Source organism: Promicromonospora sp. NPDC057488, from assembly GCF_042802395.1.
Classification (GTDB): Bacteria; Actinomycetota; Actinomycetes; order Actinomycetales; family Cellulomonadaceae; genus Promicromonospora.
The window spans coordinates 1-21,307 of the sequence record NZ_JBHVEG010000104.1 but is presented as its reverse complement, the minus strand read 5'-3'; the positions used below and the strand labels follow the sequence as shown (position 1 = coordinate 21,307).

Annotated in this window: 19 protein-coding genes; 12 read left to right on the top strand and 7 right to left on the bottom strand. The window is 74.2% G+C overall.

Translation table 11 applies throughout. The features are described from left to right. Window positions 1–60: 60 nt before the first annotated feature. On the bottom strand, window positions 61–744 hold the full coding sequence (locus ACFU5G_RS19645; RefSeq protein ID WP_377248494.1) for a DUF4232 domain-containing protein: 684 nt from the start codon (window positions 742–744) through the stop codon (window positions 61–63). A gap of 203 nt (window positions 745–947) precedes the next feature. Here ACFU5G_RS19645 and ACFU5G_RS19640 point away from each other — a divergent pair, with 203 nt between their 5' ends. Further along, window positions 948–1,862 carry a glycoside hydrolase family 43 protein gene (locus tag ACFU5G_RS19640; RefSeq protein ID WP_377248491.1) on the top strand — a complete coding sequence of 305 codons (915 nt, stop codon included), beginning with the start codon at window positions 948–950 and terminating at the stop codon, window positions 1,860–1,862. Between the two features lie 37 nt (window positions 1,863–1,899). Here the strand turns inward: ACFU5G_RS19640 and ACFU5G_RS19635 are convergent, their stop codons facing one another. From ACFU5G_RS19635 to ACFU5G_RS19625, 3 genes are read right to left on the bottom strand one after another with little or no spacing between them, the layout of a single operon-like run. Continuing rightward, a complete protein-coding gene (locus tag ACFU5G_RS19635; RefSeq protein ID WP_377248488.1) occupies window positions 1,900–5,256 on the bottom strand; it encodes an ATP-binding protein in 3,357 nt (1,118 codons plus the stop codon). After that, on the bottom strand, window positions 5,253–5,960 hold the full coding sequence (locus ACFU5G_RS19630) for a DUF4194 domain-containing protein (RefSeq protein WP_377248486.1): 708 nt from the start codon (window positions 5,958–5,960) through the stop codon (window positions 5,253–5,255). The genes ACFU5G_RS19635 and ACFU5G_RS19630 overlap by 4 nt, the downstream gene beginning before the upstream one ends. Beyond that, the gene (locus tag ACFU5G_RS19625) at window positions 5,953–7,452 is read right to left on the bottom strand and encodes a DUF3375 domain-containing protein (RefSeq protein ID WP_377248484.1); all 1,500 of its coding nucleotides are present in this window, start codon (window positions 7,450–7,452) and stop codon (window positions 5,953–5,955) included. Before ACFU5G_RS19625 ends, ACFU5G_RS19630 begins: the two co-directional genes overlap by 8 nt. A 109-nt stretch (window positions 7,453–7,561) precedes the next feature. Here ACFU5G_RS19625 and ACFU5G_RS19620 point away from each other — a divergent pair, with 109 nt between their 5' ends. The 3 genes from ACFU5G_RS19620 to ACFU5G_RS19610 all read left to right on the top strand — a co-directional run bounded on the left by ACFU5G_RS19620 (window position 7,562) and on the right by ACFU5G_RS19610 (window position 11,674). Then, entirely contained in the window at window positions 7,562–8,383 is an 822-nt protein-coding gene (locus ACFU5G_RS19620; protein ID WP_377248482.1) for an ABC transporter ATP-binding protein, read from the top strand. A 119-nt stretch (window positions 8,384–8,502) separates the two neighbouring features. Further along, window positions 8,503–9,543 carry an ABC transporter substrate-binding protein gene (locus ACFU5G_RS19615; protein ID WP_377248480.1) on the top strand — a complete coding sequence of 347 codons (1,041 nt, stop codon included), beginning with the start codon at window positions 8,503–8,505 and terminating at the stop codon, window positions 9,541–9,543. Between the two features lie 4 nt (window positions 9,544–9,547). Further along, window positions 9,548–11,674, top strand: coding sequence for an iron ABC transporter permease (locus ACFU5G_RS19610; protein ID WP_377248477.1), 2,127 nt, complete (start codon window positions 9,548–9,550; stop codon window positions 11,672–11,674). A gap of 13 nt (window positions 11,675–11,687) precedes the next feature. On the opposite strand, the gene ACFU5G_RS19605 is transcribed toward ACFU5G_RS19610, so the two are convergent. Next, entirely contained in the window at window positions 11,688–12,533 is an 846-nt protein-coding gene (locus tag ACFU5G_RS19605; RefSeq protein WP_377248474.1) for a class I SAM-dependent methyltransferase, read from the bottom strand. A 147-nt stretch (window positions 12,534–12,680) separates the two neighbouring features. Here ACFU5G_RS19605 and ACFU5G_RS19600 point away from each other — a divergent pair, with 147 nt between their 5' ends. Then, window positions 12,681–13,562, top strand: a complete 882-nt coding sequence (locus ACFU5G_RS19600; RefSeq protein WP_377248471.1) for an LLM class F420-dependent oxidoreductase — start codon at window positions 12,681–12,683, stop codon at window positions 13,560–13,562. A gap of 36 nt (window positions 13,563–13,598) precedes the next feature. Here the strand turns inward: ACFU5G_RS19600 and ACFU5G_RS19595 are convergent, their stop codons facing one another. Both ACFU5G_RS19595 and ACFU5G_RS19590 read right to left on the bottom strand, forming a co-directional pair. Continuing rightward, a complete protein-coding gene (locus ACFU5G_RS19595) occupies window positions 13,599–14,270 on the bottom strand; it encodes an ANTAR domain-containing protein (protein ID WP_377248468.1) in 672 nt (223 codons plus the stop codon). A gap of 148 nt (window positions 14,271–14,418) precedes the next feature. Further along, the gene (locus ACFU5G_RS19590) at window positions 14,419–15,276 is read right to left on the bottom strand and encodes a UbiA family prenyltransferase (protein WP_377248465.1); all 858 of its coding nucleotides are present in this window, start codon (window positions 15,274–15,276) and stop codon (window positions 14,419–14,421) included. A gap of 67 nt (window positions 15,277–15,343) precedes the next feature. Here ACFU5G_RS19590 and ACFU5G_RS19585 point away from each other — a divergent pair, with 67 nt between their 5' ends. The 7 genes from ACFU5G_RS19585 to ACFU5G_RS19555 all read left to right on the top strand — a co-directional run bounded on the left by ACFU5G_RS19585 (window position 15,344) and on the right by ACFU5G_RS19555 (window position 21,266). Continuing rightward, window positions 15,344–16,432, top strand: coding sequence for a type III polyketide synthase (locus ACFU5G_RS19585; RefSeq protein ID WP_377248462.1), 1,089 nt, complete (start codon window positions 15,344–15,346; stop codon window positions 16,430–16,432). Window position 16,433: 1 nt separating this feature from the next. Beyond that, entirely contained in the window at window positions 16,434–16,961 is a 528-nt protein-coding gene (locus tag ACFU5G_RS19580) for an isoprenylcysteine carboxyl methyltransferase family protein (RefSeq protein WP_377248459.1), read from the top strand. Next, entirely contained in the window at window positions 16,958–18,052 is a 1,095-nt protein-coding gene (locus tag ACFU5G_RS19575; protein ID WP_377248456.1) for an NAD(P)/FAD-dependent oxidoreductase, read from the top strand. The genes ACFU5G_RS19580 and ACFU5G_RS19575 overlap by 4 nt, the downstream gene beginning before the upstream one ends. Window positions 18,053–18,158: 106 nt before the next feature. Beyond that, window positions 18,159–18,689 carry a histidine kinase gene (locus ACFU5G_RS19570; RefSeq protein ID WP_377248453.1) on the top strand — a complete coding sequence of 177 codons (531 nt, stop codon included), beginning with the start codon at window positions 18,159–18,161 and terminating at the stop codon, window positions 18,687–18,689. Window positions 18,690–18,785: 96 nt separating this feature from the next. Continuing rightward, window positions 18,786–19,625, top strand: a complete 840-nt coding sequence (locus tag ACFU5G_RS19565; RefSeq protein WP_377248450.1) for a DUF4097 domain-containing protein — start codon at window positions 18,786–18,788, stop codon at window positions 19,623–19,625. A 37-nt stretch (window positions 19,626–19,662) separates the two neighbouring features. Continuing rightward, on the top strand, window positions 19,663–20,505 hold the full coding sequence (locus ACFU5G_RS19560) for an ABC transporter ATP-binding protein (protein WP_377248447.1): 843 nt from the start codon (window positions 19,663–19,665) through the stop codon (window positions 20,503–20,505). Beyond that, on the top strand, window positions 20,502–21,266 hold the full coding sequence (locus ACFU5G_RS19555) for an ABC transporter permease (protein WP_377248444.1): 765 nt from the start codon (window positions 20,502–20,504) through the stop codon (window positions 21,264–21,266). The genes ACFU5G_RS19560 and ACFU5G_RS19555 overlap by 4 nt, the downstream gene beginning before the upstream one ends. The last annotated feature ends 41 nt before the right edge of the window (window positions 21,267–21,307 follow it).

Below are 21,307 nucleotides of genomic sequence, written 5' to 3'. Positions count from 1 at the left end.
GTCAGTCAACTGACCGGTCTCGACGCAACCGACCGAAGTCAGTTGTCCCGCGCGAAAGGCCTAGCTCGCCGGCTGGAGGGCCTGGACCTGGAGCAGCGGGTCGTCGATGTCGGCGCACGCCGTCAGCTCGAGCTGGTCGTTCTGCACGAACAGCGAGCGCTTCTCGCCGGGCGGGTAGACCCGCAGGCCGTCGGCGGGCGTCTGGCCGCACTCGTCGCCGTAGTTCTCGGCCTGGGAGACGCGCACGAGGGCCTGCGCGGACGCACCCGGCTTCAGCGTCACCGTCTCGTGCGGGCTCGACCGGTCGAACTCCGCCGCGGCGCCGATCTGCTCGCCGTCGCCGTCCCCGACGAACGACACCCCGGGCCAGCCCTGCAGCGTGCAGGTCTCGGGCGCCTCGTTCTTCAGCACGATCCACACCCCGTAGTGCCCGGCGCCCCCGCCGCCTTCCTCCGGCAGCAGGCTGCCCGCAAGCTCGGGGGACTCGCACCGCCCGGACGCCGATCCGCCCGCGTCGCCGTCGTCCGCCGTCTCCGTCTCGGACGGTTCCGACGACTCCTGCGTGGGCGACTGGGTCGCGCTCGCGTCCGGGCTCGCGGACGTCGTCGTGGTCGCCGACGGCGTGGCGGACGCGCTCTCGTCGCCTCCGGCGCCGGCGGCGTCCGCCGAGCACCCCGCCGTCAGCAGCAGCGCCGCGACCCCCGCGGCACCGCACATGGTCATGATCGCTTCTCGCTTGAACACCTGAGCCTCCCCCTTCGGCTGGAACAACCGGCGGGCCGCGACCTCCACTGCGGTCCCCGCCGATCGTGTCATCACCCCGAGCATCTCGCTGAGTTGCCCCAGTCAACAAATCGACGGCGCGCCGCGCCCCGGACGGACCCGGCGTCGGCCCCCGATCTCTCCTAACCTGGTGCGCTGTGTCGAGCGAGAGGACAGGACAGACGATGACGACGAACCCTGTGTACGGCTCCAACTTCCCCGATCCCGCGGTGCTGGAGGTGGACGGGACCTACTGGGCGTACGCGACCAAGAACCGGGTCGAGGCGATGCCGGTGCTGCGCTCGTCCGACCTCGTGCGCTGGGCGGAGGTGGGCGACGGCATGCCGCAGCTCGCGGCGTGGGTCGAACCGGGACTGAACTGGGCGCCCGAGGTCGCGGCCGTGGACGGCCGGTACGTCGCCTACTACACGGCGCACGACCGGGCCACGGACGTGCAGGCCGTCGGGGTGGCCGTCTCGGACACGCCGTACGGCCCGTTCCGGGACGACGCCGAGCGCCCCCTGCTGTGCCAGGACCACGAGGGCGGCTCCATCGACGCCTCCCCGTTCACCGACCACGACGGCTCGCGCTGGCTGCTGTGGAAGAACGACGGCAACCACGTGGGCGTGGACACCTTCATCTACGTGCAGCGGCTGTCCGACGACGGGCTGCGCCTGGAGGGGGAGCCGGAGCGGATCCTCAAGCAGGACCAGGAGTGGGAGGGCACCCTCGTCGAGGGACCCTACGTCTGGCCGCACGCCGGCAGCTACTACCTGTTCTACTCGGGCAACGCGTTCGACTCCGACCGCTACGGCGTGGGCTACGCCGTCGCCGAGAAGGCGACCGGCCCGTACGTCAAGCCGCGCGACACCCCGATCATGGTGTCCAACGACGTCGCGGCCGGGCCGGGGCACGGCATGGTCGTCGAGCGCGACGGGCGCACCTGGTACGTGCATCACGCCTGGCCGCCGGGCGCCGTCAACGTGCCCGGGCCGGGTCGCCAGATGTGGCTCACCGAGCTGGTCTTCGAGCCGTCCCCGGACGGCGGCCCGGACGTCCCGCGGTTCCTCGGCCCGCGCACGGAGCTGGACCTGGCCTGACCGGGCCCGCGGGGCGCCGGGTCACACCGGCGCCCCGTCACACCGGCGCCTCGTCCGGCAGCCCCACCGTGAGCTGGGTGAACGACTTGCCGCTGGTGTCCTTGAGCACCACGTAGCCCGCGTCGACGTGCGGCTCGATGCCGCTGTGCTTGTCGTTGGGCGCGCCGATGATGAGCTGGAACCCGAGCCCGCGCCAGGCGTTGATCGCGCGGCCGGTGAAGTGCGCGTCGGCCTTGATGAGCGCCTCGTCGAGGAAGACCGGCGCGTACCGGGGGCGCGCCGACCCGGCGTCGCCGAGCTGGTAGCGCAGGGCCGCGCCGACGATGAACGCGACGAGCTCCTGGGACTCGCCGCCGGACTTCTCGCCGATGTGGTCGTACACGGCGACGTGCGCGCCGGCCTTGGTCAGCTTCTCGGCGCTGATCCGCACGTGGTTGCGCACGTCGATCAGGTCGTGGAACTCCGGCGCGGTGCGGCGCACCCGGTCGACCACCTTGGCCATGCGGGTGTAGGCCCGCTGCCGGTCGGTGTCGCTGACGGCGTTCGCGATCGCCTCGCGCACGGCGCGCAGGTCGCTGCGGAACCGGGCCCGCACCGGCGAGGACGTGTCGCGCAGCTCGATGTGCAGCTTGTGGTGCTCGTCGGAGAAGTCCAGGCCGTCGAGGATCGTGTTGACCGGGTCGATGCGGTCGCGGATCTCGCGCACGGCCGTCGAGATGTCGCTGTCGAGCTTCGTCAGGTCCGCCCCCGACAGCCGCAACAGGCTGTCGCGCCACTCCGACTCCAGCTCGTGCAGCCCGTTCTTCTCCAGGTCGGTCAGGAACCGCTCGTAGTCGTCGTACGACGTGTCCGGGTCGACGCCGAGGTTCGGGTTGGGCCACCGCTCCTTGAACGTCTCGAACACCTCGCGCAGGGCGGAACGCCCCCGCCCGACGGCGGCCTGCGCCTCGCCCTGGTCCTCCCGCACCCGCGCGGTGGCGCGGTCCAGGGCGGCGTCGAAGCGCTCGACGGCCTGCGCGGGGGAGTCGTCGGCGCTCTGGTCGTCGGCGAACAGCCCGGCCAGGTACGTGCGGTGCCCGGCGGCCACCTGGGTGCCGTCGGCCTCGGCGTCGTCGAGCGTGCGCTGCGCGGTGTCGACGGCGTCAGCCGTGCGCTCCCAGGACGACTCCAGGTCCGCGGCGCGGCTCTTGGCCACGCCGCTGTCCTCGGTCAGCCGGGTGACGCGGTCCTCCAGCTCGCCGAGCTCCCGGCGCAGCCGCCCGATCTCCGGGTTGTCCGACGTGACCTCCGTGACGATCGCCGTCCAGCGGCCCAGCTCGGACCGCAGCGACCCGATGTCGACCTGCTCCCACGTGAGGTCCGCGATCTTCTCGTACGCACCGCGCTGCTTCTCGAACGAGTCGAGGCCCGCCGTCACCTGCTCCAGCACGGCGCTCGCGGCGGCGTGCGCCTGCTCGGCCTCGGCCACCTCCCGCTCCAGCTCCTGCAGGCGCCGGGCGGCGGAGAAGCCGAGGACGTTCCGCACGCCCTGGCCACCGTGGGCGCCGCGGCCGCCGTCGGACGTCTGGCCGCTGATCGTGACCGCCTTGCGGTGCAGGGCGAACCCGGCGGGGGAGTCGATGCAGACGTAGCCGTACCGGTCGGCGAGCTCCTGCTTGAGCCAGCCGGTGAACGGCGTCGGCCGGTGGTCCAGGCGCGCGGGCAGGGTGCGGTCGGCCACGGCGGCCTCGTCGCGGCGTCCGGTGGGCACGCCCCGGAACCGGATGCGGCGCGCGGTGGGCACCGCGTTGATGGCGGTGCGGAAGGTCTTGAGGTGCGCCACGTCGATCAGCATCTCGGTGGCGAACCCGCCCAGCGCCAGGTTGAACGCGGCGCGCCACGGCTCGAACTCGGTGCGCACCTCGATCAGCTCGCCGACGAACGGCAGCTCGTCGGTGGACAGGCCCGCGGCCTCGGCCAGAGCCGCACGGGCCCTGTGCAGGTCGGTCGGGATGTTGTCCTTGCGGGCGCCGACGGTGCGCAGCTCCGTCCGCAGGTCCTCCAAGGCGTCCGCGGCGGCCTGCTCGCCCAGGGTCGCCTCGGTGAAGCGCCGCCGGGCGGCGGCCCGCGCGTCGGTGTCGTTCAGCGCGCGGTGCGCCTGCTCGACGACGGCGTCGAACCCGGCGGCGTCGGACACCTGCGCGCCGACGTCGGCCAGCAGGGCGTCGAACCGGGTGCGGGCCGCCGCGACGGGCTCGATGCGGGCCTCCAGGCGGTCCACCTCGTCCTGCGCCTTCTTCAGGCGGTCGCCGCCGGCTGCGCCCAGCAGGTCCCGGGCGGCGTCGCGCTCCAGCTTGGCGGCCGCGACCCGGACGGTGAGCTCGGTCGCCTCGTCCCGCGCGCGGGCGCGCCGCCGCTGCAGGTCGGTCTCCGAGGCGCGCAGCAGGTCGAGCCGGCGCCCGGCGAGCCAGAGCGCGGCCGGGGCAGCCTGGTCGGTGAACTGGCCCACTGCCTCGATCATCCGCAGCCGCTCGACGGCGCCGTCGATCGCGGTGCGGTGCTCGCGGACGGGGCGCAGCGCCCGGACCTGCTGCTGCGCGGTGACCATGCGGTCGCGGGTGGCGGACAGCTCGTCGAACTGCTGCACGGCGCCGTCGGCCGTCGCGAACGTGGAGGGCTCCTCCAGGACCATCGTCTTGTACAGGGCGTCGACCGTGGTGATCTGCTGCCCGGCCTGGATGCGGCCCAGCAGGCCGACGGCCTTGTGCCCGTCGCCGCCCGCGCCGATGCCGAGCGCGGTGTGCAGCCGGGCCGTGTAGTCGCGGTCGGTGTCGAAGCAGGTCAGGCCCGTGCGGGTCACGGCCCGCCGGTCGAACCGGTGCCGCGCCGCCTCCTCCAGGCCGGTCAGGTCGAACGGCCCGTCGCACGTGCCGCGCACCGCGATGACGTTCTCCAGCGAGCGGGCCGACGACGGCACGTACCAGGCGCGCACCGCGGTGAACGTGGCCCCGCCCTGGTCGACCCACGTCATGGCGATGGCGGACCAGGTGTCCTCCTTCTCGCCGCGCAGCACCCGCAGCCGCGTCTCGCCGTCGACCCGCTTCTCGTCGAGCTTGCCGCGCGCGTAGGACAGGATGTTGCGCTGCTCCTTGCCGCGCGGCTTGCCGGTCACGCCGCCGTTGGACGCCCCGTTGAACGGCGTGGTGTGCGGCATGATCAGCGCGATGTACGAGTCCATCAGCGTGGACTTGCCCGAGCCCGAGCCGCCGCTGAACAGCGTGGCGCCGGGGGACAGGCGCACCTGGTGGTGCCCGTGGTAGCCGCCCCAGTTGACCAGCTGCAGGGTCTGCGCCACCCACTGCTGCCCGGTCGACGTGGCCGGGACCAGCCCCCACAGCGTCTCGATCATGCTCACGAACGGGTCTCCTTGTTGTCGGCGAGCCAGCGGGTGAGCTCGGCGAGCCGGTTGTTGTCGAGCACGACCTCCACCAGGGGAGTGATGCGGTAGCGGCCCGTGGACTCCTCGTCGATCAGGCCCTCCACCACGAGGCGGCCCACGGCGTCCCGGATCTCGCGCTGCGGGCGGACAAGGTTGTTGTCGTCCAGGTCGAAGAACGTCAGCACGCCCTGCTCGATGTCCTCCAGGTCGATCCGGGCCGACGTCTCGCCCGAGCTCGCCTCGTGCTGGTAGACGGTGCGCAGGTGCACCAGCACCAGGGTCTCGACCCGGTTGTACGGGTCGTCGCGCAGCAGGATCGGCACGTCCACCTCGCCCGAGCGGACCTGCTGTTTGTAGGCGATCTGGCGGTCGTGGTCCACCACGAGGCGCACGAACAGGTCGTGCAGGCGCGACTCGATGACCGACTGGTGCTCCAGCAGCGTGCGCCACTGCGCGCGGTGCTTCTCCGCCGTCAGGAACCGCCGCTGCAGCAGCCGGACCAGCACCCGCCGGACCTCCGGGTCGAGCAGGCCGCGGTCGCCCGCGAACAGCTCGGTCTGGTCGTCCTCCATCGGGGCGGGCTCGATGAAACCCGCCTCGTCGGTGCCCACCTCGTTCGACACCTCCTCGTCCGCCGCCACCTCGTCCGTGCCCACCCGGTCCGTCACCGTCTCACTCATCCGTCGTCCCGCCCTCTGCCTCGTGCTCGTCCGTCATCGCCACCCCGCCGAACGCGAAGCGCCGGCGGGTCCCGTCGGGCCGGACCGCCTCGACGGTCACCACCTGGCCCGTCTCGACCATCCCGTGCCGGTGCGCGAGCTCCAGCAGCCCGAGCAGGTCGACGGGCCGCCGCAGCCGCTCGGGCGCGGCCCGGAACGCCGCGCCGACGTCGACGGTCCCGTCGTCCTCGCGCGGGCGGCCGGTCAGGTGCCGCTCCAGGTCCGCGTAGTGCGGGCCGCCCCAGGCCCGCGAGTCGTCGTCCGGCACCGCGCCCATCTCCCAGGCTTCCAGCGGCGTCGGGGGAGCGGGCGGCCGCAGGCCGTCGACCTTCTGCCGCAGGTGGCCGACGTCGGCCGCGGGCAGCCGCCGCATCGGCGCGACCGGCTGCTTGTGCCGGGAGGTCGGCATCCACTGCTGGAACCCCGACATCACGTCGCGCAGCAGCCCGTCGACCTCCCGGTCGCGCAGCGGGTCGTGGTTGCGGATCTGCGTGGTGATGACGTGCGAGGCCTGCTGCTGCGCGTGCAGCACCTCCCGCACGCCCTGCTCGATGCGCCGCGCGATCTCGTGCAGCTCGCGGCGCTGCGCCGCGGGCAGCTGCCCGGCGAACGGGTGCCCCAGGATCATGCGCAGGTTGGCGGCGAGCTGGTCGATGTGCTCGGCCCGGCCGATCAGCGCGAGCGCCCCCGCGAAGGCGCGCCCCTCGCGCGTGGACTCCATGATGTCCTTGCCGCGCGCCAGGTACTCCCGCAGCACCTCGCCCGTGGGGCGCACGTCCTGCCGCAGGTCGGTGACGACGTCGCGCTGCACCTGCCTGATCGACTCGACCACGCGCGCAAAGTCGGCCGGGAGCTCGCGCGCCAGGTGCAGCACGTTCTCCGTCTCCTCCAGGAGCTGGTCGTCGCTCACCGGTTCGACGGCGCCCGTGCTGTCCAGGCGCTTGATCTCGGCGGTGCGCTCCTTGATCTCGGCGTCCAGGCGCGCGATGCGGGACAGCACGTCGGGGTCGGCGTCCTGCGCGAGCTCCTCCACGGCGTCGAGCAGCGTCCGCACGCGCGACTCGGAGACCCGGGTGCGGGCGCCGCCGACCCGGCCCGCGACCTCCAGCGCGCCGACGCCGTGGGCGGAGACCTGGTAGACCTCGACGCCCTCGTGGACCTGGCGCTTGAGCCAGCCGGACCGGACCCAGCCCCGGCACAGGTCGCGCGCGCTGCCGACGGGCAGGGGCGCGTTGCCCTCCTCGCCGTACCCGGCCGACCGCAGGCGGCCGAGCGCGGCGTCGATCTCGGCGTGCGCGTCGGCGACGGGGACCTGGGGCCGCTGCGCGGTGAAGACCAGCGCCAGCATGGTCACGACGAACGGTGCGTAGGTGCCATGGAGCAGGTCCAGCATCGGGTTCTTGAACGCTCGGAGCGCACCTTCGTACGCGCCCTCCACGGTGGCTGTGCTCATCGCCGACCAGGGTACGTGGACAGTCCGACATCGACCGGCACGGGGTGCAGGGGGTGAGGAATGAGACAGGCGTCCAAGTGGGGTGTTCCTAAGGTTAGGCTTACCTCCCGTGACCGCCCCTACCGCCCTCCGTGGTGACGACCTCGTGCTGGGCTACCAGCGCACCACCGTGGTGCACGGTGTCGCCGTGCACCTGCCGCCCGGTGTCGTCACCGCGCTCGTCGGCCCGAACGGGTCCGGCAAGTCGACCGTGCTGCGCTCGCTGGCCCGGCTGCACCCGGTGCAGCAGGGCACCGTCAGCCTGGGGGACACGGCCGACGACGCCGTCGACGTCGCGCCGCTGTCGGCGCGCGACTTCGCCCGCCGCGTCACGCTGCTGGCCCAGTCCCGCCCGCACCCGGCCGGCCTGGAGGTGCGCGACGTCGTCGCGTTCGGCCGGCACCCGCACCGCCGCCGCTTCGCGCCGCTGACCGACACCGACCACGCCGCGATCGACCGCGCGATGGACATCACCGGCGTGGCCGCCATGGCCCGCCGCGGCGTGGACCAGCTCTCGGGCGGCGAGGTGCAGCGCGTCTGGCTGGCCACCTGCCTGGCCCAGGAGACGGGCGTGGTGCTGCTCGACGAGCCCACCAACCACCTCGACCTGCGCTACCAGGTCGAGACGCTCGACCTGGTGCGCGACCTCGCCGAGGAGCACGGCACCGCGGTCGGCATCGTGCTGCACGACCTGGACCACGCCGCCTCGGTGGCCGACGCCGTCGTCCTGCTGCACCAGGGCCGCGTGCTCGCAGCCGGGCCGCCCGCGCAGGTGCTCACCGGCGAGCACCTCTCGCTCGCCTACGGCCTGCCGATCGACGTGAGCACCGACCCCGGCACCGGCCGGGTGCGCGTGCACCCGCGCGGCCGCCACCACGGCCGGACCCGCTGAGCCGCTCCCGGCCGCACGCACCACCCACAGACCCCAGACCCGCAGGACGCCGACGGCGCCCGCACCACCCGACGCACCCGGCACTGCCCGACACGACGTGTCATGAATCGAGGAGTCCCATGTCCCTGCGCAACCTCTCCCTGCGCGAGAAGGCGCCCCTGGCCGCCGCCGCCCTGGTCCTGCCGCTGCTGCTGAGCGCCTGCGGCACCACCGACCCCGGCGCGGCCGCGACCCAGGGTCCGACCGAGGCCGCCTCGGGCGACTGCGCCGACGTCACGACGTCGACGGAGCCCGTCACGGTGACCGACTCGTTCGACCGCACGGTCGAGCTCGACAAGCCCGCCGAGCGGGTCGCCGTCCTGGAGTGGCAGCAGGTCGAGGACGTGCTCAGCCTGTGCGTCAACCCGGTCGCCGTCGCCGACGTCAAGGGCTACACCACCTGGAACGCCGCCGAGGAGCTGCCCGAGGGCGTGGCCGACGTCGGCACGCGCGGCGAGCCCAACCTCGACGCCCTGTACGCGACCGACCCCGACCTGGTCATCATCGAGGCGTACACGCCCGACGACGAGATCATCGCCAAGCTCGAGGCCTACGACGTGCCCGTGCTGGCCACCAAGGGCGCCGACGCCGCCGACCCGATCGGGACCATGCTCAACACGTTCGACATCATCGCGCAGGCCACCGGCCGCACCGAGCGCGCCGGGGTGGTCACCGACGAGTTCGAGGCGCACCTGGCCGACGCCAAGGCGCAGGTCGCCGAGGCCGCCCCGGCCAGCACCGACTTCGTGTACTTCGACGGCTGGGTCGACGGCGGCAACGTGTCCATCCGCCCGTTCGGGCAGGGCTCGCTGGTCGGCGAGCTCGGCGAGGAGCTCGGCCTGACCAACGCCTGGACCGGCGAGGTCGACCCCGCCTACGGCCTGGGCCAGTCCGACATCGAGGGCATGACCGACGTCGGCGACGCCACCCTGCTGTGGACCGGCACCAAGGAGGGCGAGGACGACTGGACCGCCGAGCTCACCAAGAACGACGTCTGGGCGGGCCTGCCCGCCGTCACCGAGGACCGCGCGCACGCGTTCCCGGAGCACACCTGGACGTTCGGCGGCCCCCGCTCCTCCGAGAAGATCGTCGACGCCTACGTCGACGTCTTCACGAGCTGACGCCATGACCGCCACGCAGTCGCCGTCCACGACGGACACCCTGCCCCAGGCCCCCGCGTCGCGCCCCGTCACCTGGGTGACCGGCGGCGCGGCCCTGGTGGGGCTCGCGCTGGCCGTGCTCGTCGTCGGTGCCTGGCACCTGACGCAGGGCACGTCCGGCGTCGGGGCGGGCGACCTGCTGCGCCTGCTCACCGGGCAGGACGCCGGCGACTCGTCGGCGGTCCGCGACATCCTCGTCGGCTCACGCCTGCCGCGCCTCGCGGCGGGCGTGGCCGTCGGGTTCGCGCTCGGCGTCGCCGGCGCGCTCTTCCAGTCGATCGCCCGCAACGCCCTGGCCTCGCCCGACACGCTCGCCGTGACCGCAGGCTCCTACCTGGCGGTCGTCGCCGTGGCCGCGTTCGGCCTCGCCGTGCCCCTGTGGGCCTCGGGCGCCGTCGCGTTCGCCGGCGGTATCGCCGCCGCCGGGCTCGTGCTCGGGCTCGCCGGCGGCGCCGGGTCGTCGTCCACCCGCCTGGTCCTGGCCGGGTCCGCCGTCGCCCTCGCGCTGCAGGCCGCGGCCTCCGCCCTGCTCATCCTGTTCCAGACCGAGACCACCGGCCTGTTCGCCTGGGGCAGCGGCTCCCTGAGCCAGCTCAACCTCACGGCCTTCTGGCGCGCCCTGCCCGTCGTCGTGCTCGCCACCGTCGGCGGCCTGCTCGTCTCCCGGCGCCTGGACGTGCTCGGCCTCGGCGACGACACCGCCGGGGCGCTCGGCGTGCCCGTCCGCTCCACCCGCGCCATCGGCGTGCTGCTCGCGGTGCTGCTCACCGCCGCCGCCGTCACCCTGGCCGGACCCCTCGGGTTCGTCGGCCTCGCGGCACCCGTCGTCGCCCGGCTCCTGGCCCGCGTGGTCCCCGCCCTGCACCGGCACGCCATCCTCCTGCCCGCCGCCGGCCTGCTCGGCGCGTTCGTCGTCGTGCTCGCCGACGCCGTCGTCCGCGCCATCCTCGGCGCCGAGGACGCGCTCGCCGTCCCCACCGGCGTCGCGACCACGCTCGCCGGCGCCCTGATCATGGTCGTCCTCGCGCGGCGCCTGCGCGACGCCGGACCCTCCCGCCGACCGCCCGCCGCCAGGACCGGGCCGCGCAGTACCCGCCGCTTCGTCGTCGTGCTGACCGTGTGCGTCGCCCTCGCCCTCGGCGTGGCCCTGCTCGGCATGCTCGCCGGGTCCACCTGGCTGCGCACCGGCGACATCGCCCTCTGGCTGAACGACCAGGGCCCGGCCGTCGTCCGGTTCGCCCTCGACGAGCGCGCGCCCCGCGTGCTGGCCGCGATCGTCGCCGGGGCCGCCCTGGCCCTGGCCGGCACCATGGTCCAGGCCACCGCCCGCAACCCGCTCGCCGAGCCCGGCATCCTCGGGATCACCGGGGGAGCGGGCCTCGGCGCCGTCGTCGTGGTCACCGCCGTGGCCGGCACCGCCTGGGGCAACGGCGTCGCGGCCAGCAACGGCGCCATGCTCGTCGCCGCCGTGCTCGGCGGCCTGCTCGCCTTCGCCGCCGTCTACCTCCTGGCCTGGCGCGGCGGCCTGCACGCCGACCGGCTCGTGCTCATCGGCATCGGCCTCGGCTACCTCACCACCGCCCTGACCACCTTCCTGCTGCTGCGCTCCGACCCCTGGAACACGCCGCGCATCTACACCTGGCTCTCGGGCACCACCTACGGGCGCACCCTCGACCAGGTGCTGCCCGTGGTCGTGGTGCTGGCGCTCGCGGTCCCGCTCGCCGTGATCGTGCGGCGCGAGCTGGACCTGCTCGCGCTCGACGACGACACGCCCCGCCTGGTGGGCGTCCGCCTGGAGCGCAGCCGCCTCGTGGTGCTCGCCGTGGCGGCGGTGCTGGCGGCGACGAGCGTGACCGCCGTCGGCGTCGTGGGGTTCGTCGGCCTGGTCGCGCCGCACGCAGCGCGCGCCCTGGTGGGCGGCCGGCACGCGCGGGTGCTGCCGGTGGCCATGCTGCTCGGCGCCGTGCTGCTCGGCCTGGCCGACACGCTCGGCCGGACCGTCATCGCGCCCGCGCAGCTGCCCGCCGGGCTGGCGGTCGCGCTGCTCGGGGCCCCGTACTTCGTCTGGCTGCTCGCCCGCTCGCGGGCGTGAGCCCCGCTCCGGCTCAGCGCCGGTGCGCGGTGAACAGCAGGTACTCCCAGCCCATGGCGCCGTCGGTGTTCTGGAACCGATTGGTCAGGTCCAGCAGCGCGGCGTCGAGCTCGGCGGTGCGCGCCGCGTCGTCGGCGATGTTCTGGTAGACCGCGATGGTGGGGCCGTAGACCGCCTTGAAGAAGTCGCGGAACTCCGCGGCCGTCGCGAAGCGGGTGACGGGCAGCGAGCGCACCTCGGCGCGCACGTCCGTGATGCGGTCGCCGAGCAGGCCGCGAACGTGCCGTTCGTCGCCCCACAGCGGCGCCGCCTGGGCGCCCGGCGGCGGGGCGGGGGCGTACGGCCGCATGGCGGCGAACATCTGCCCGATGAACCCGTCCGGCGTCCAGGCGACCAGCCCGATCGTCCCGCCGGGCCGGACCACGCGGACCAGCTCGTCGGCGGCGGTCCGGTGGAACGGCGCGAACATGACGCCGAGGCAGGACAGCACGGTGTCGAACGACCCGTCGTCGTAGGGCAGGGCGTGGGCGTCACCCTCGGCCCACGTGAGCTCGACGCCGCGGGCTGCGGCGATCTCGCGCCCGGCCTCGAACAGCTCGGGGGTCAGGTCGGACGCGATGACGCGGCCGCCCGCGAGCGCGGCGGGGATGGCGGCGTTGCCGGAGCCCGCGCCGATGTCGAGCACGCGGTCGCCGGGGCGTACCCCGGCGGCCTCGACCAGGATCGGGCCGAGCGCGGGGACCACCTCGGCGGCGACGGCCGGATAGTTACCGAGCGCCCAGAGGGCGCGGTGCTTGGTCCGGACGGTGGCCAGGACTTCGGGCGGGACCTCGGGCCGGACGTCGGCGGTGTCGCTCATGGGGCTGCTCCTCGGCTCGGTGCCCCCGCGTTCCCAGTCAACGCCCGGTCCGGGGCGGGTACCACCACAGGGGAGAATCTCACCCGGAGTGGTGGCAGATCACGACAATCACGTCAGAGTCTGACAAGCGGTGCTAGGGTCGTTCGCATGGATCTTGGGCTGCACTACTACACGTTCACCCACCCGGAGTGGGAGACCACCCTGGCCGATCGCCTCACCGAGACCGCGCAGATCGCCGACGAGGGCGGCGTCAACCTGCTGACGGTCATGGACCACTGGTTCCAGATGCTCAACGCCGGCGGGCCGTACGAGCCGATGCTCGAGGGCTACACCTCGCTCGGCTACCTCGCGGGCGTGACGAAGAACGTCCGCCTCAGCCTGCTGGTCACGGGCGTCACATACCGGCACCCGGGCCTGCTGGCCAAGACGGTGTCCACGCTGGACGTGCTCTCGCGCGGGCGCGCGCTGCTGGGCATCGGGGCCGCCTGGTACGACCGCGAGCACGCCGGGCTGGGCGTGCCGTTCCCGTCGACGGCGGAGCGGTTCGAGCGCCTGGAGGAGACGCTGCGGATCTGCCGGCAGATGTGGTCGGAGAACGACGGCGCCTTCGACGGCAAGCACTACCAGCTCGCCGAGACGATCAACCTGCCGCAGCCGCCGCGCGGCACCGTGCCGGTCATGATCGGCGGGGGCGGCGAGCGCAAGACGCTGCGGCTCGTGGCCGAGTACGGGCAGGCGTGCAACCTGTTCGGCGCGGCCGGTGACGAGGCCCTGGGCGTGGTGCGGCACAAGCTCGACGTGCTGCGCGAGCACTGCGACCGGCTCGGCACCGACTACGACGCCATCGAGAAGACGATGCTCTACCAGGGCGACCCCACGGGGGACGTCGACGCGTTCCTCGCCGACATGGAGCGGTACCGGGCGCTCGGGATCAGCCTGGTCGGCCTCATGCCGACGCCGTACGAGAACCCCGTGCCGTGGGCGACCAGCCTGGTCGAGAAGGTCGTGCCCCGGCTGACCGAGGTCTGACCGGCCGGGGAGCGGCGCGGCGCCCGGGCGTCCCGCTCAGGCGCCGGGCTGCTCCTCGGGTGGGGGCGTGTCGGTGACGACCAGCGCGCGCAGGATGGTCTCGGCCACCTCGCGCTGCGTGACGTTGCGGTTCTTGGAGGCGGACTCGATGATTCGTCTCGCCTCGCTCTCGCTGGTGTCGTTGGAGTGCATGACGGCCCCGACGGCGCGTTCGACGGCGGCGGCGTCGGAGAGCCGGCGGTAGAGGCCCGCGGTGGCGTCCTCGAGCTCGGCGAGCTCCAGGTTCAGGGCGACCACGGACGCGGCGAGCTGCGCGTAGCCGTCGGCCGCGGTGAGGAGCTCGTTGTTCCAGGGGTCCGGCGCGCGGGAGTACAGGTTCAGGGCGACGGCGACGTCCTTGTTGACGAAGGCGGGGACCGCGAGCGCGGAGACGAAGTCCTCGCGCAGGGTCTGGGCTCGCCAGGCGTCCCAGCCCGCCGACTCGGCGACGACCGGCACGATCTGGACCGTTCCCAGGTGGATGGAGTCGATGCAGGGTCCGGTCTCGGCCCGGGCCTCAGCCTGGTCGCACCGGGCGGCAGCGGCGGTGCTGCTGCCCGCGGCGACCGAGACGCCGTGCTCCTGGAAGATGATGCTGGCCTCTAGCCCGGAGCCGAGCACCGTGGCGGCCCGGCGGGCGAGCTCGAACGGCGTCGTCGAAATTCTCATCGTCTCGGTCCCGTCTCTGGTGGACCGTGCCGCCGCCCGGCGGCCGCGGGGTGCCGGCCTGGCCGACCGTGGTCGGGGCGGTCGTGCGACCACGAGACCACCGTACGCGGCCCGGGGCGAGGGCGCGCGAAGGCGGTCCCCGGCCTGGTCAGGGCACCACCGCGAGCTCAGAGGCGGCCAGGCCCAGCAGCACCACGCACACCACGGCGACGCCCATGCTCAGGCCGAACGGCGCCCTGCTGTGCGGCCGGGCGACGGCCACGACACCGGCGGCGACCGCCAGTACGACCGCGACGGCGCCGCCGGCCCAGGCCGCGGGCGTGGGGGGACCGGCGGGTCCCGCGACGACGACGGCGACCGCGACCGTCAGGAGCGCGGGCGCCAGCACGCCGGACCCGCGGCGGCCGAGCCGGTGGGGCAGGCCCCGCACGCCGGTGGCGGCGTCGTCCTCCAGGTCGGGCAGGGTGTTGGCGACGTGCGCGCCCGTGCCGAGCAGCGCGGCCGCCACGACCGCCCACGCGGCCGGAACCCGCGGGCCGGGCGCGGCGAGCACGACGAAGACCGCGAGCAGCCCGAACGAGAGCGCGTAGGGCAGCCAGGACCAGGCGGTCGACTTGAGCCGGGCGTTGTACGCCCACGCCCCGGCGACCGCCACGAGGTGGGCGGCCCCGGCCACGACGCCGACCGCCAGCGAGGCGACGGCGCAGGCGGCGAGGGCCGCGAACGCGGCACCGCGCAGCAGGCGCGCGCTGACGAGCCCCGCCACCACGGGTTTGTCGGCACGGTGCACGGCCAGGTCGCGGGGCGCGTCGATCCAGTCGTTGGACCAGCCGACGGAGAGCTGGCCGGTGCCGACGGCCACCGTGACCAGCGTGACGACGGCCGCGCCCGAGCCGAGGGCGGCGGAGAGCGCGCAGGCCAGGGCGGTCACGACGAGGGCCGGGGCGGCATGGCTCGCAAGCACGAGGCCGCGGGTCAGGCGGCGTGCGTCGGCGCCGGTCGTCATGGGCGGCACGCTAGTCCCGGTGCGTCCTCCCCGCGCGGGTGGGCGCTTCGTCGGTCACGATGCGTAGATGTCGCGTGTCGTGTCGGTCGAGGCGGTCCTGCCTCGCCACGCGTACGCCCAGGAGACGATCACCGCGGCCGTGGCGCCGCTGGTGGCGCGGGACCCGGCCCGGGCCGCGGTGCTGCGCCGGCTGCACCGGAGCGCCGGGGTGGACAAGCGGCACCTGGTGCTGCCGCTGGAGGAGTACGCGGGGCTGCGGTCGATGGGTGCGACCAACGCGGTCTTCGTCCGGGAGGGCACGCTTCTGGCCGAGGAGGCGTGCCGGCGGGCGCTGGCCGCGGCCGGGGTCGAGCCGGGGGAGGTCGACCACGTGTTCGCGACGTCGGTGACGGGGGTGGCGGCGCCGTCGCTCGACGTGCTGCTGTCCGAGCGGCTCGGTCTGCGCGGGGACGTGCGGCGCACGCCGTCGTTCGGCCTGGGCTGTGCGGGCGGCGCCGGCGGGCTCGCGCGTGTGCACGACCACCTGCTGGGCCACCCGGGCGACGTGTCGCTGCTGGTCGCGGTCGAGCTGTGCTCACTGACCCTGCAGCACGACGACGACTCGGCGGCGAACATGGTGGCGTCCGGGCTGTTCGGGGACGGCGCGGCCGCCGCCGTCGTCGCCGGCGCCGACCATCCGCTGGCGCGGGCGGGCGCGGTGGGTCCGCGGCGCACCGCCCAGGTGGTGGACACGCGTTCGGCGCTGTACCCCGGCACCACGGACGCCCTGGGCTGGGAGGTGCGGGACACGGGGTTCGCCATCGTGCTCTCCGCCGACCTGCCGGACCTGCTGGGCGCGCACCTGCTCGCGGACGTGAAGGGCCTGCTCGCCGAGCACGGCCTGACGCCGGCCGATGTGCCCTCCTGGGTGGTGCACGCGGGCGGTCCGCGCGTGATCGACGCCGTGCGGGACGCCCTCGGGCTGGCCGAGGACGACGTCCGGGAGAGCCGCGCGAGCCTCGCCGGCGCGGGCAACCTGTCGTCCGTGTCCGTGCTCGACGTGCTGGCCCGGACCCTCGACGGCTCCACCGCCCCGGCGGGTGCGCCGGCCGTGCTCATGGCGTTCGGCCCGGGCGTCTCGTGCGAGCTGGTGCTGCTGCGGCTGGAAGGAGGCTGACGTGCTCGGGTTCTACATCGCCCTCGTGGCCGCCACCGGGGTCGAGCGCCTCGCCGAGCTGGTGGTCTCCGCCCGGAATGCCCGGTGGTCGTTCGAGCGCGGGGGTGTCGAGTCCGGCCGGGGGCACTTCCCGGCGATGGTGGCCCTGCACACCGGGCTGCTGGTGGCGTGCGTCGCCGAGGCGGTGCTCGCCGACCGGCCGTTCCTGCCCTGGCTCGGCTGGCCGATGCTCGTGCTCGTGCTCGCGAGCCAGGCCCTGCGCTGGTGGTGCGTGACCACGCTGGGCCACCGGTGGAACACCCGCATCATCGTGGTGCCAGGGCTGCCGCTGGTCTCCGGCGGTCCGTACCGGTGGATGCGCCACCCCAACTACGTGGCGGTGGTCGTCGAGGGCGTCGCGCTCCCGCTGGTGCACACCTGCTGGGTGACGGCGCTCGTGTTCACCGTGCTGAACGCGGTGCTGCTGGCCCGGTTCCGCATCCCGGCCGAGGAGCGCGCGCTCCGCGCGGCCGTGCCCGGGACCCGGTGAGCGAGATGGGCGGGCGCGCCACGGACACCGACGTCCTGGTCGTGGGCGCCGGACCGGTCGGCCTGGCCGCGGCGACCCGCGCGCGGGCTGCCGGGCTCGACGTGCTGGTCGTGGACCGGCGAGCGGGCACCCTCGACAAGGCCTGCGGCGAGGGCCTGCTCCCGGGAGCACTGCGGGCCGTGCGGGAGCTCGGCGCCGACCCGCCGGGCCATCCGCTGACGGGCATCAGCTACCGGGCACCCGGCCGGAACGCCGACCACCGGTTCGCGGCCGGGCCCGGCCGTGGCGTGCGGCGCACCACGCTGCACGCCGCGCTGCGGGCACGCGCCGCCGAGGTCGGCGCCGACCTCGTTCACGCCCGGGTCACGGCCCTGCGGCAGGACGCCGCGGGCGTCGAGGTCGAGCTGGCGGACGCCGGCGACCGGAACCCGGCCACGCTGCGGGCGCGCTGGGTGCTCGGGTGCGACGGCCTGCACTCCACGGTCCGCCGGCTGGCGGGGCTCGACGCGCGCTCCGGGTGGGGCGGAGACCGTCCGTCGCGGCGGCGGTACGGCCTGCGCCGGCACTTCCGGGTCGCACCGTGGACCGACCTCGTCGAGGTGCACTGGTCGCCGCACGCCGAGGCCTACGTGACGCCGGTGGCCGACGACGTCGTCGGCGTGGCCCTGCTCGCTCCGCGCGCGGTGTCCGGGGCCGGGTTCGACACCCTGCTGCGCACGCAGTTCCCCGAGCTCGCCGCCCGGGTGGCGGCCACGGAGGCCGGGCCGCTGCTCGGCGCCGGCCCGCTGCGGTGCCGGTCGCTGCGCCGCACGGCCGGCCGGGTACGTCTCGTGGGCGACGCGTCGGGCTACGTCGACGCCCTCACGGGGGAGGGGGTGCGCGTGGGTCTGGCCCAGGCCGCCGCCGTCGTCCGGCACCTGGACGACGCCGCCGCGTACGAGCGCGCATGGCGCACGGCGACGCGCGACTACCGCGTGCTCACCACGGGGCTCGTGGCCTGGGCGTCGAGCCCGGCGCGCGGCGCCATCGTGCCTGCCGCAGCGCGGCTGCCGTGGCTCTACGGCGCGGTCGTGGACCGGCTGGCCCGCTGAGCGGGAGCACCACGGGAACACCGCGGCGCCACCGCGACATCACTCTGGTGTCATTGGTGATGCCAAAGTACTTGCGGTGACACCACGACGGTGTCATAGTGGTGCCATGGACCTGAACCGATACGCAGACGAACTGCAGCGCCAGCTCGCCACGGCCGCTGCCGCCGGCGGTGAGGACGCCCGCGAGCTCGCCGCACGGCTGACCGCACCGCTCGACGCCGCCGCGCGCCTCGTCCTGCTCAACGCGCTCTCCGACGCCGCCGGGGAGATCTCCGCCGAGCTCGCCCCGGGCTCGGTGGACGTCCGCCTGCGCGGCGGCTCCCCGGAGTTCGTCGTCACCGTCCCCGCCGCTCCCGTGCCCGCCGCGGAACCGGCCGCCGCGGCGTCCGCCCAGGCCCCCGCGCCGGCGCCCGCCCCGGTGGACGGCGAGGCGGGTGCCACCACCCGGACCACCCTGCGCCTGCCCGACCATCTCAAGACGCAGGCCGAGGTCGCCGCCGCGCGCGACGGCGTCTCCGTCAACACCTGGCTGGTGCGGGCGGTGGCCGCCGCGATCGAGCGGCCCGCCGGCCGTCCCGCCGCGCCGCCCGGCACCGAGCAGCGCGCCAACAGCCGCGTGACCGGGTGGGTGCGCTGACCGCTCGCCGCGGCACCACCCGTCGGGACGCGTGACACCACACCGACACCACAGCCATCACACCTCCTTCCGTACCCACAGCCTTGGAGCCTTGCCATGCCCACTTTCCCCGCCCCCCGCCCCGTCCCCGTGGTCGTGGACGTGCCGTTCGGCAACCTGCACGTCGTGGCCGCCGAGCGGGACGACGTCGTCGTCACCGTGCTGCCCACCGACCAGAAGTCCGGCAGCGTGCGCGCCGCCGAGGAGATCCGCGTCGAGCGCGACGGCGACGCGGTCACGATCACCTACCCGAACTCGTGGAAGCAGTACGTGCTGCCGTTCGCGGCCGGCACCGCCGACATCACCGTCGAGGTGCCCACCGGGTCCGAGCTGCGCGGCAAGACCGGCTCGCTGTACGCCGAGGGCGCCCTCGCGTCCGTCGACATGACGCTGTCGGCGGGCAACGCGACCCTGGACGACGTCGACCGGGTCAACCTCAAGGTCTCCGCCGGCGCGGTCTCCGTGCGCCGGACCGTCGGCCCCGGCGAGATCAAGGTGAGCGCCGGCTCCGTGCGCGTCGACGAGGTCGCGGGCGACATGACGATCCGCGCGAGCAACGGCACCACCACCGTCGGCTCCGTCACCGGCACCCTCCAGGTGCAGGGCGCGCACGCCGACATCAACGTGAGCCAGCTGCGCGGCACCCTCACCGTCAAGTCCGCCCACGCGGGTATCCGGGTGAACAACCTGGAGTCCGGCAGCGCCACCCTCACCACCTCCTACGGCTCGATCGAGGTCGGCGTGCCCGAGGGTGTGGCCGCCTACCTCGACGTCGCCTCCGAGCACGGCAGCGTCCGCAACCACCTGACCCCCACCGAGGGCCCGGTCGAGAACGAGTCGACCGCCGAGGTCCACGCCAGCACCGGCTACGGCGACATCATCGTCCGCCGCCCGTGACCCCCGAGCACCAGACCCCAGAGAAGGAGAGCTGGACATGACCACCGAACAGGCCCCCGCCATCCGCGTGCAGGGCATCCAGAAGTCGTTCAAGGACCTGCACGTGCTGCGCGGCGTCGACTTCGACGTGACGCCCGGCAGCATCTTCGCCCTGCTCGGCTCCAACGGCGCCGGCAAGACCACGCTCGTGCGGATCCTGTCGACGCTGCTCAAGGCCGACGCGGGCACCGCGACGGTGCACGGCCACGACGTCGCCGCCAAGCCCGGCGACGTGCGCGAGTCGATCAGCCTGACCGGGCAGTTCGCCGCCGTCGACGAGATCCTCACCGGCCGGGAGAACCTCGTGCTCGTGGCCAAGCTGCGGCACCTGCCCGACCCGGGCGCCGTCGCCGACGACCTGCTGGCACGGTTCTCGCTCACCGACGCCGGCGGCCGCCGGGCCGGCACGTACTCGGGCGGCATGCGGCGCCGGCTGGACATCGCGATGAGCCTGATCGGCAACCCGCCGATCATCTTCCTCGACGAGCCCACCACCGGCCTGGACCCGCAGGCCCGCATCGAGGTCTGGCAGACCGTCAAGCAGCTCGCGCAGGGCGGCACCACGGTGCTGCTCACCACGCAGTACCTCGACGAGGCCGAGCAGCTCGCCAACCGGATCGCGATCCTGCACAAGGGCACCATCATCCAGAACGGCACCCTGGCCGAGCTCAAGGCGCTGCTGCCGCCCGCCAAGGTCGAGTACGTGGAGAAGCAGCCCTCCCTCGAGGACGTGTTCCTCACCCTGGTCGGCGAGCCCGACCCCACCGAGAACGGCACGTCCCAGAACGGCACCCCCGACACGACCAGCGGCGCCGCCGCGGCAGGAAAGGAATCACGATGACCTCCCACGTGCTGAGCGACACCGGTGTGCTCACCGGCCGCTCGCTGCGCCACATCCTGCGCAGCCCCGACACCATCATCACGACGGCCGTCACCCCGATCGCCCTGATGCTGCTGTTCGTCTACGTGCTCGGCGGCGCGATCAACACCGGCACCGGCGAGTCGTACGTCAACTACATGCTGCCGGGCATCCTGCTGATCACCATCGCGTCCGGCATCGCCTACACGGCCTACCGGCTGTTCCTGGACATGCAGGGCGGCATCTTCGAGCGCTTCCAGTCCATGCCGATCGCCCGGTCGAGCGTGCTGTGGGGGCACGTGCTCACGTCGCTCGTGGCCAACCTGATCTCGGTCGCGATCGTCATCGGCGTCGCGCTCCTGATGGGGTTCCGCACCGGGGCCTCGCTGCTGGACTGGCTCGCCGTGGCCGGCATCCTGATCCTGTTCACCCTCGCCCTGACGTGGCTCGCCGTGATCGCCGGGCTGTCCGCCAAGACGGTCGACGGCGCCAGCGCGTTCAGCTACCCGCTGATCTTCCTGCCGTTCATCAGCTCGGCGTTCGTGCCCACCTCGACCATGCCCGGCCCGGTCGCCTGGTTCGCGGAGAACCAGCCCGTGACCTCGATCGTCAACACCATCCGGGCGCTGTTCGCCCAGCAGCCCGTCGGCACCGACATCTGGGTGGCGCTGGCCTGGCTGGTCGGCGTCCTCGTGATCGCCTACGTGTTCGCGATCGCGAGCTACCGCCGCAAGGTGAGCTGACCCGCCACGCTGAGCGCCCCGCCGTCGGCCCCCGGAAAGGG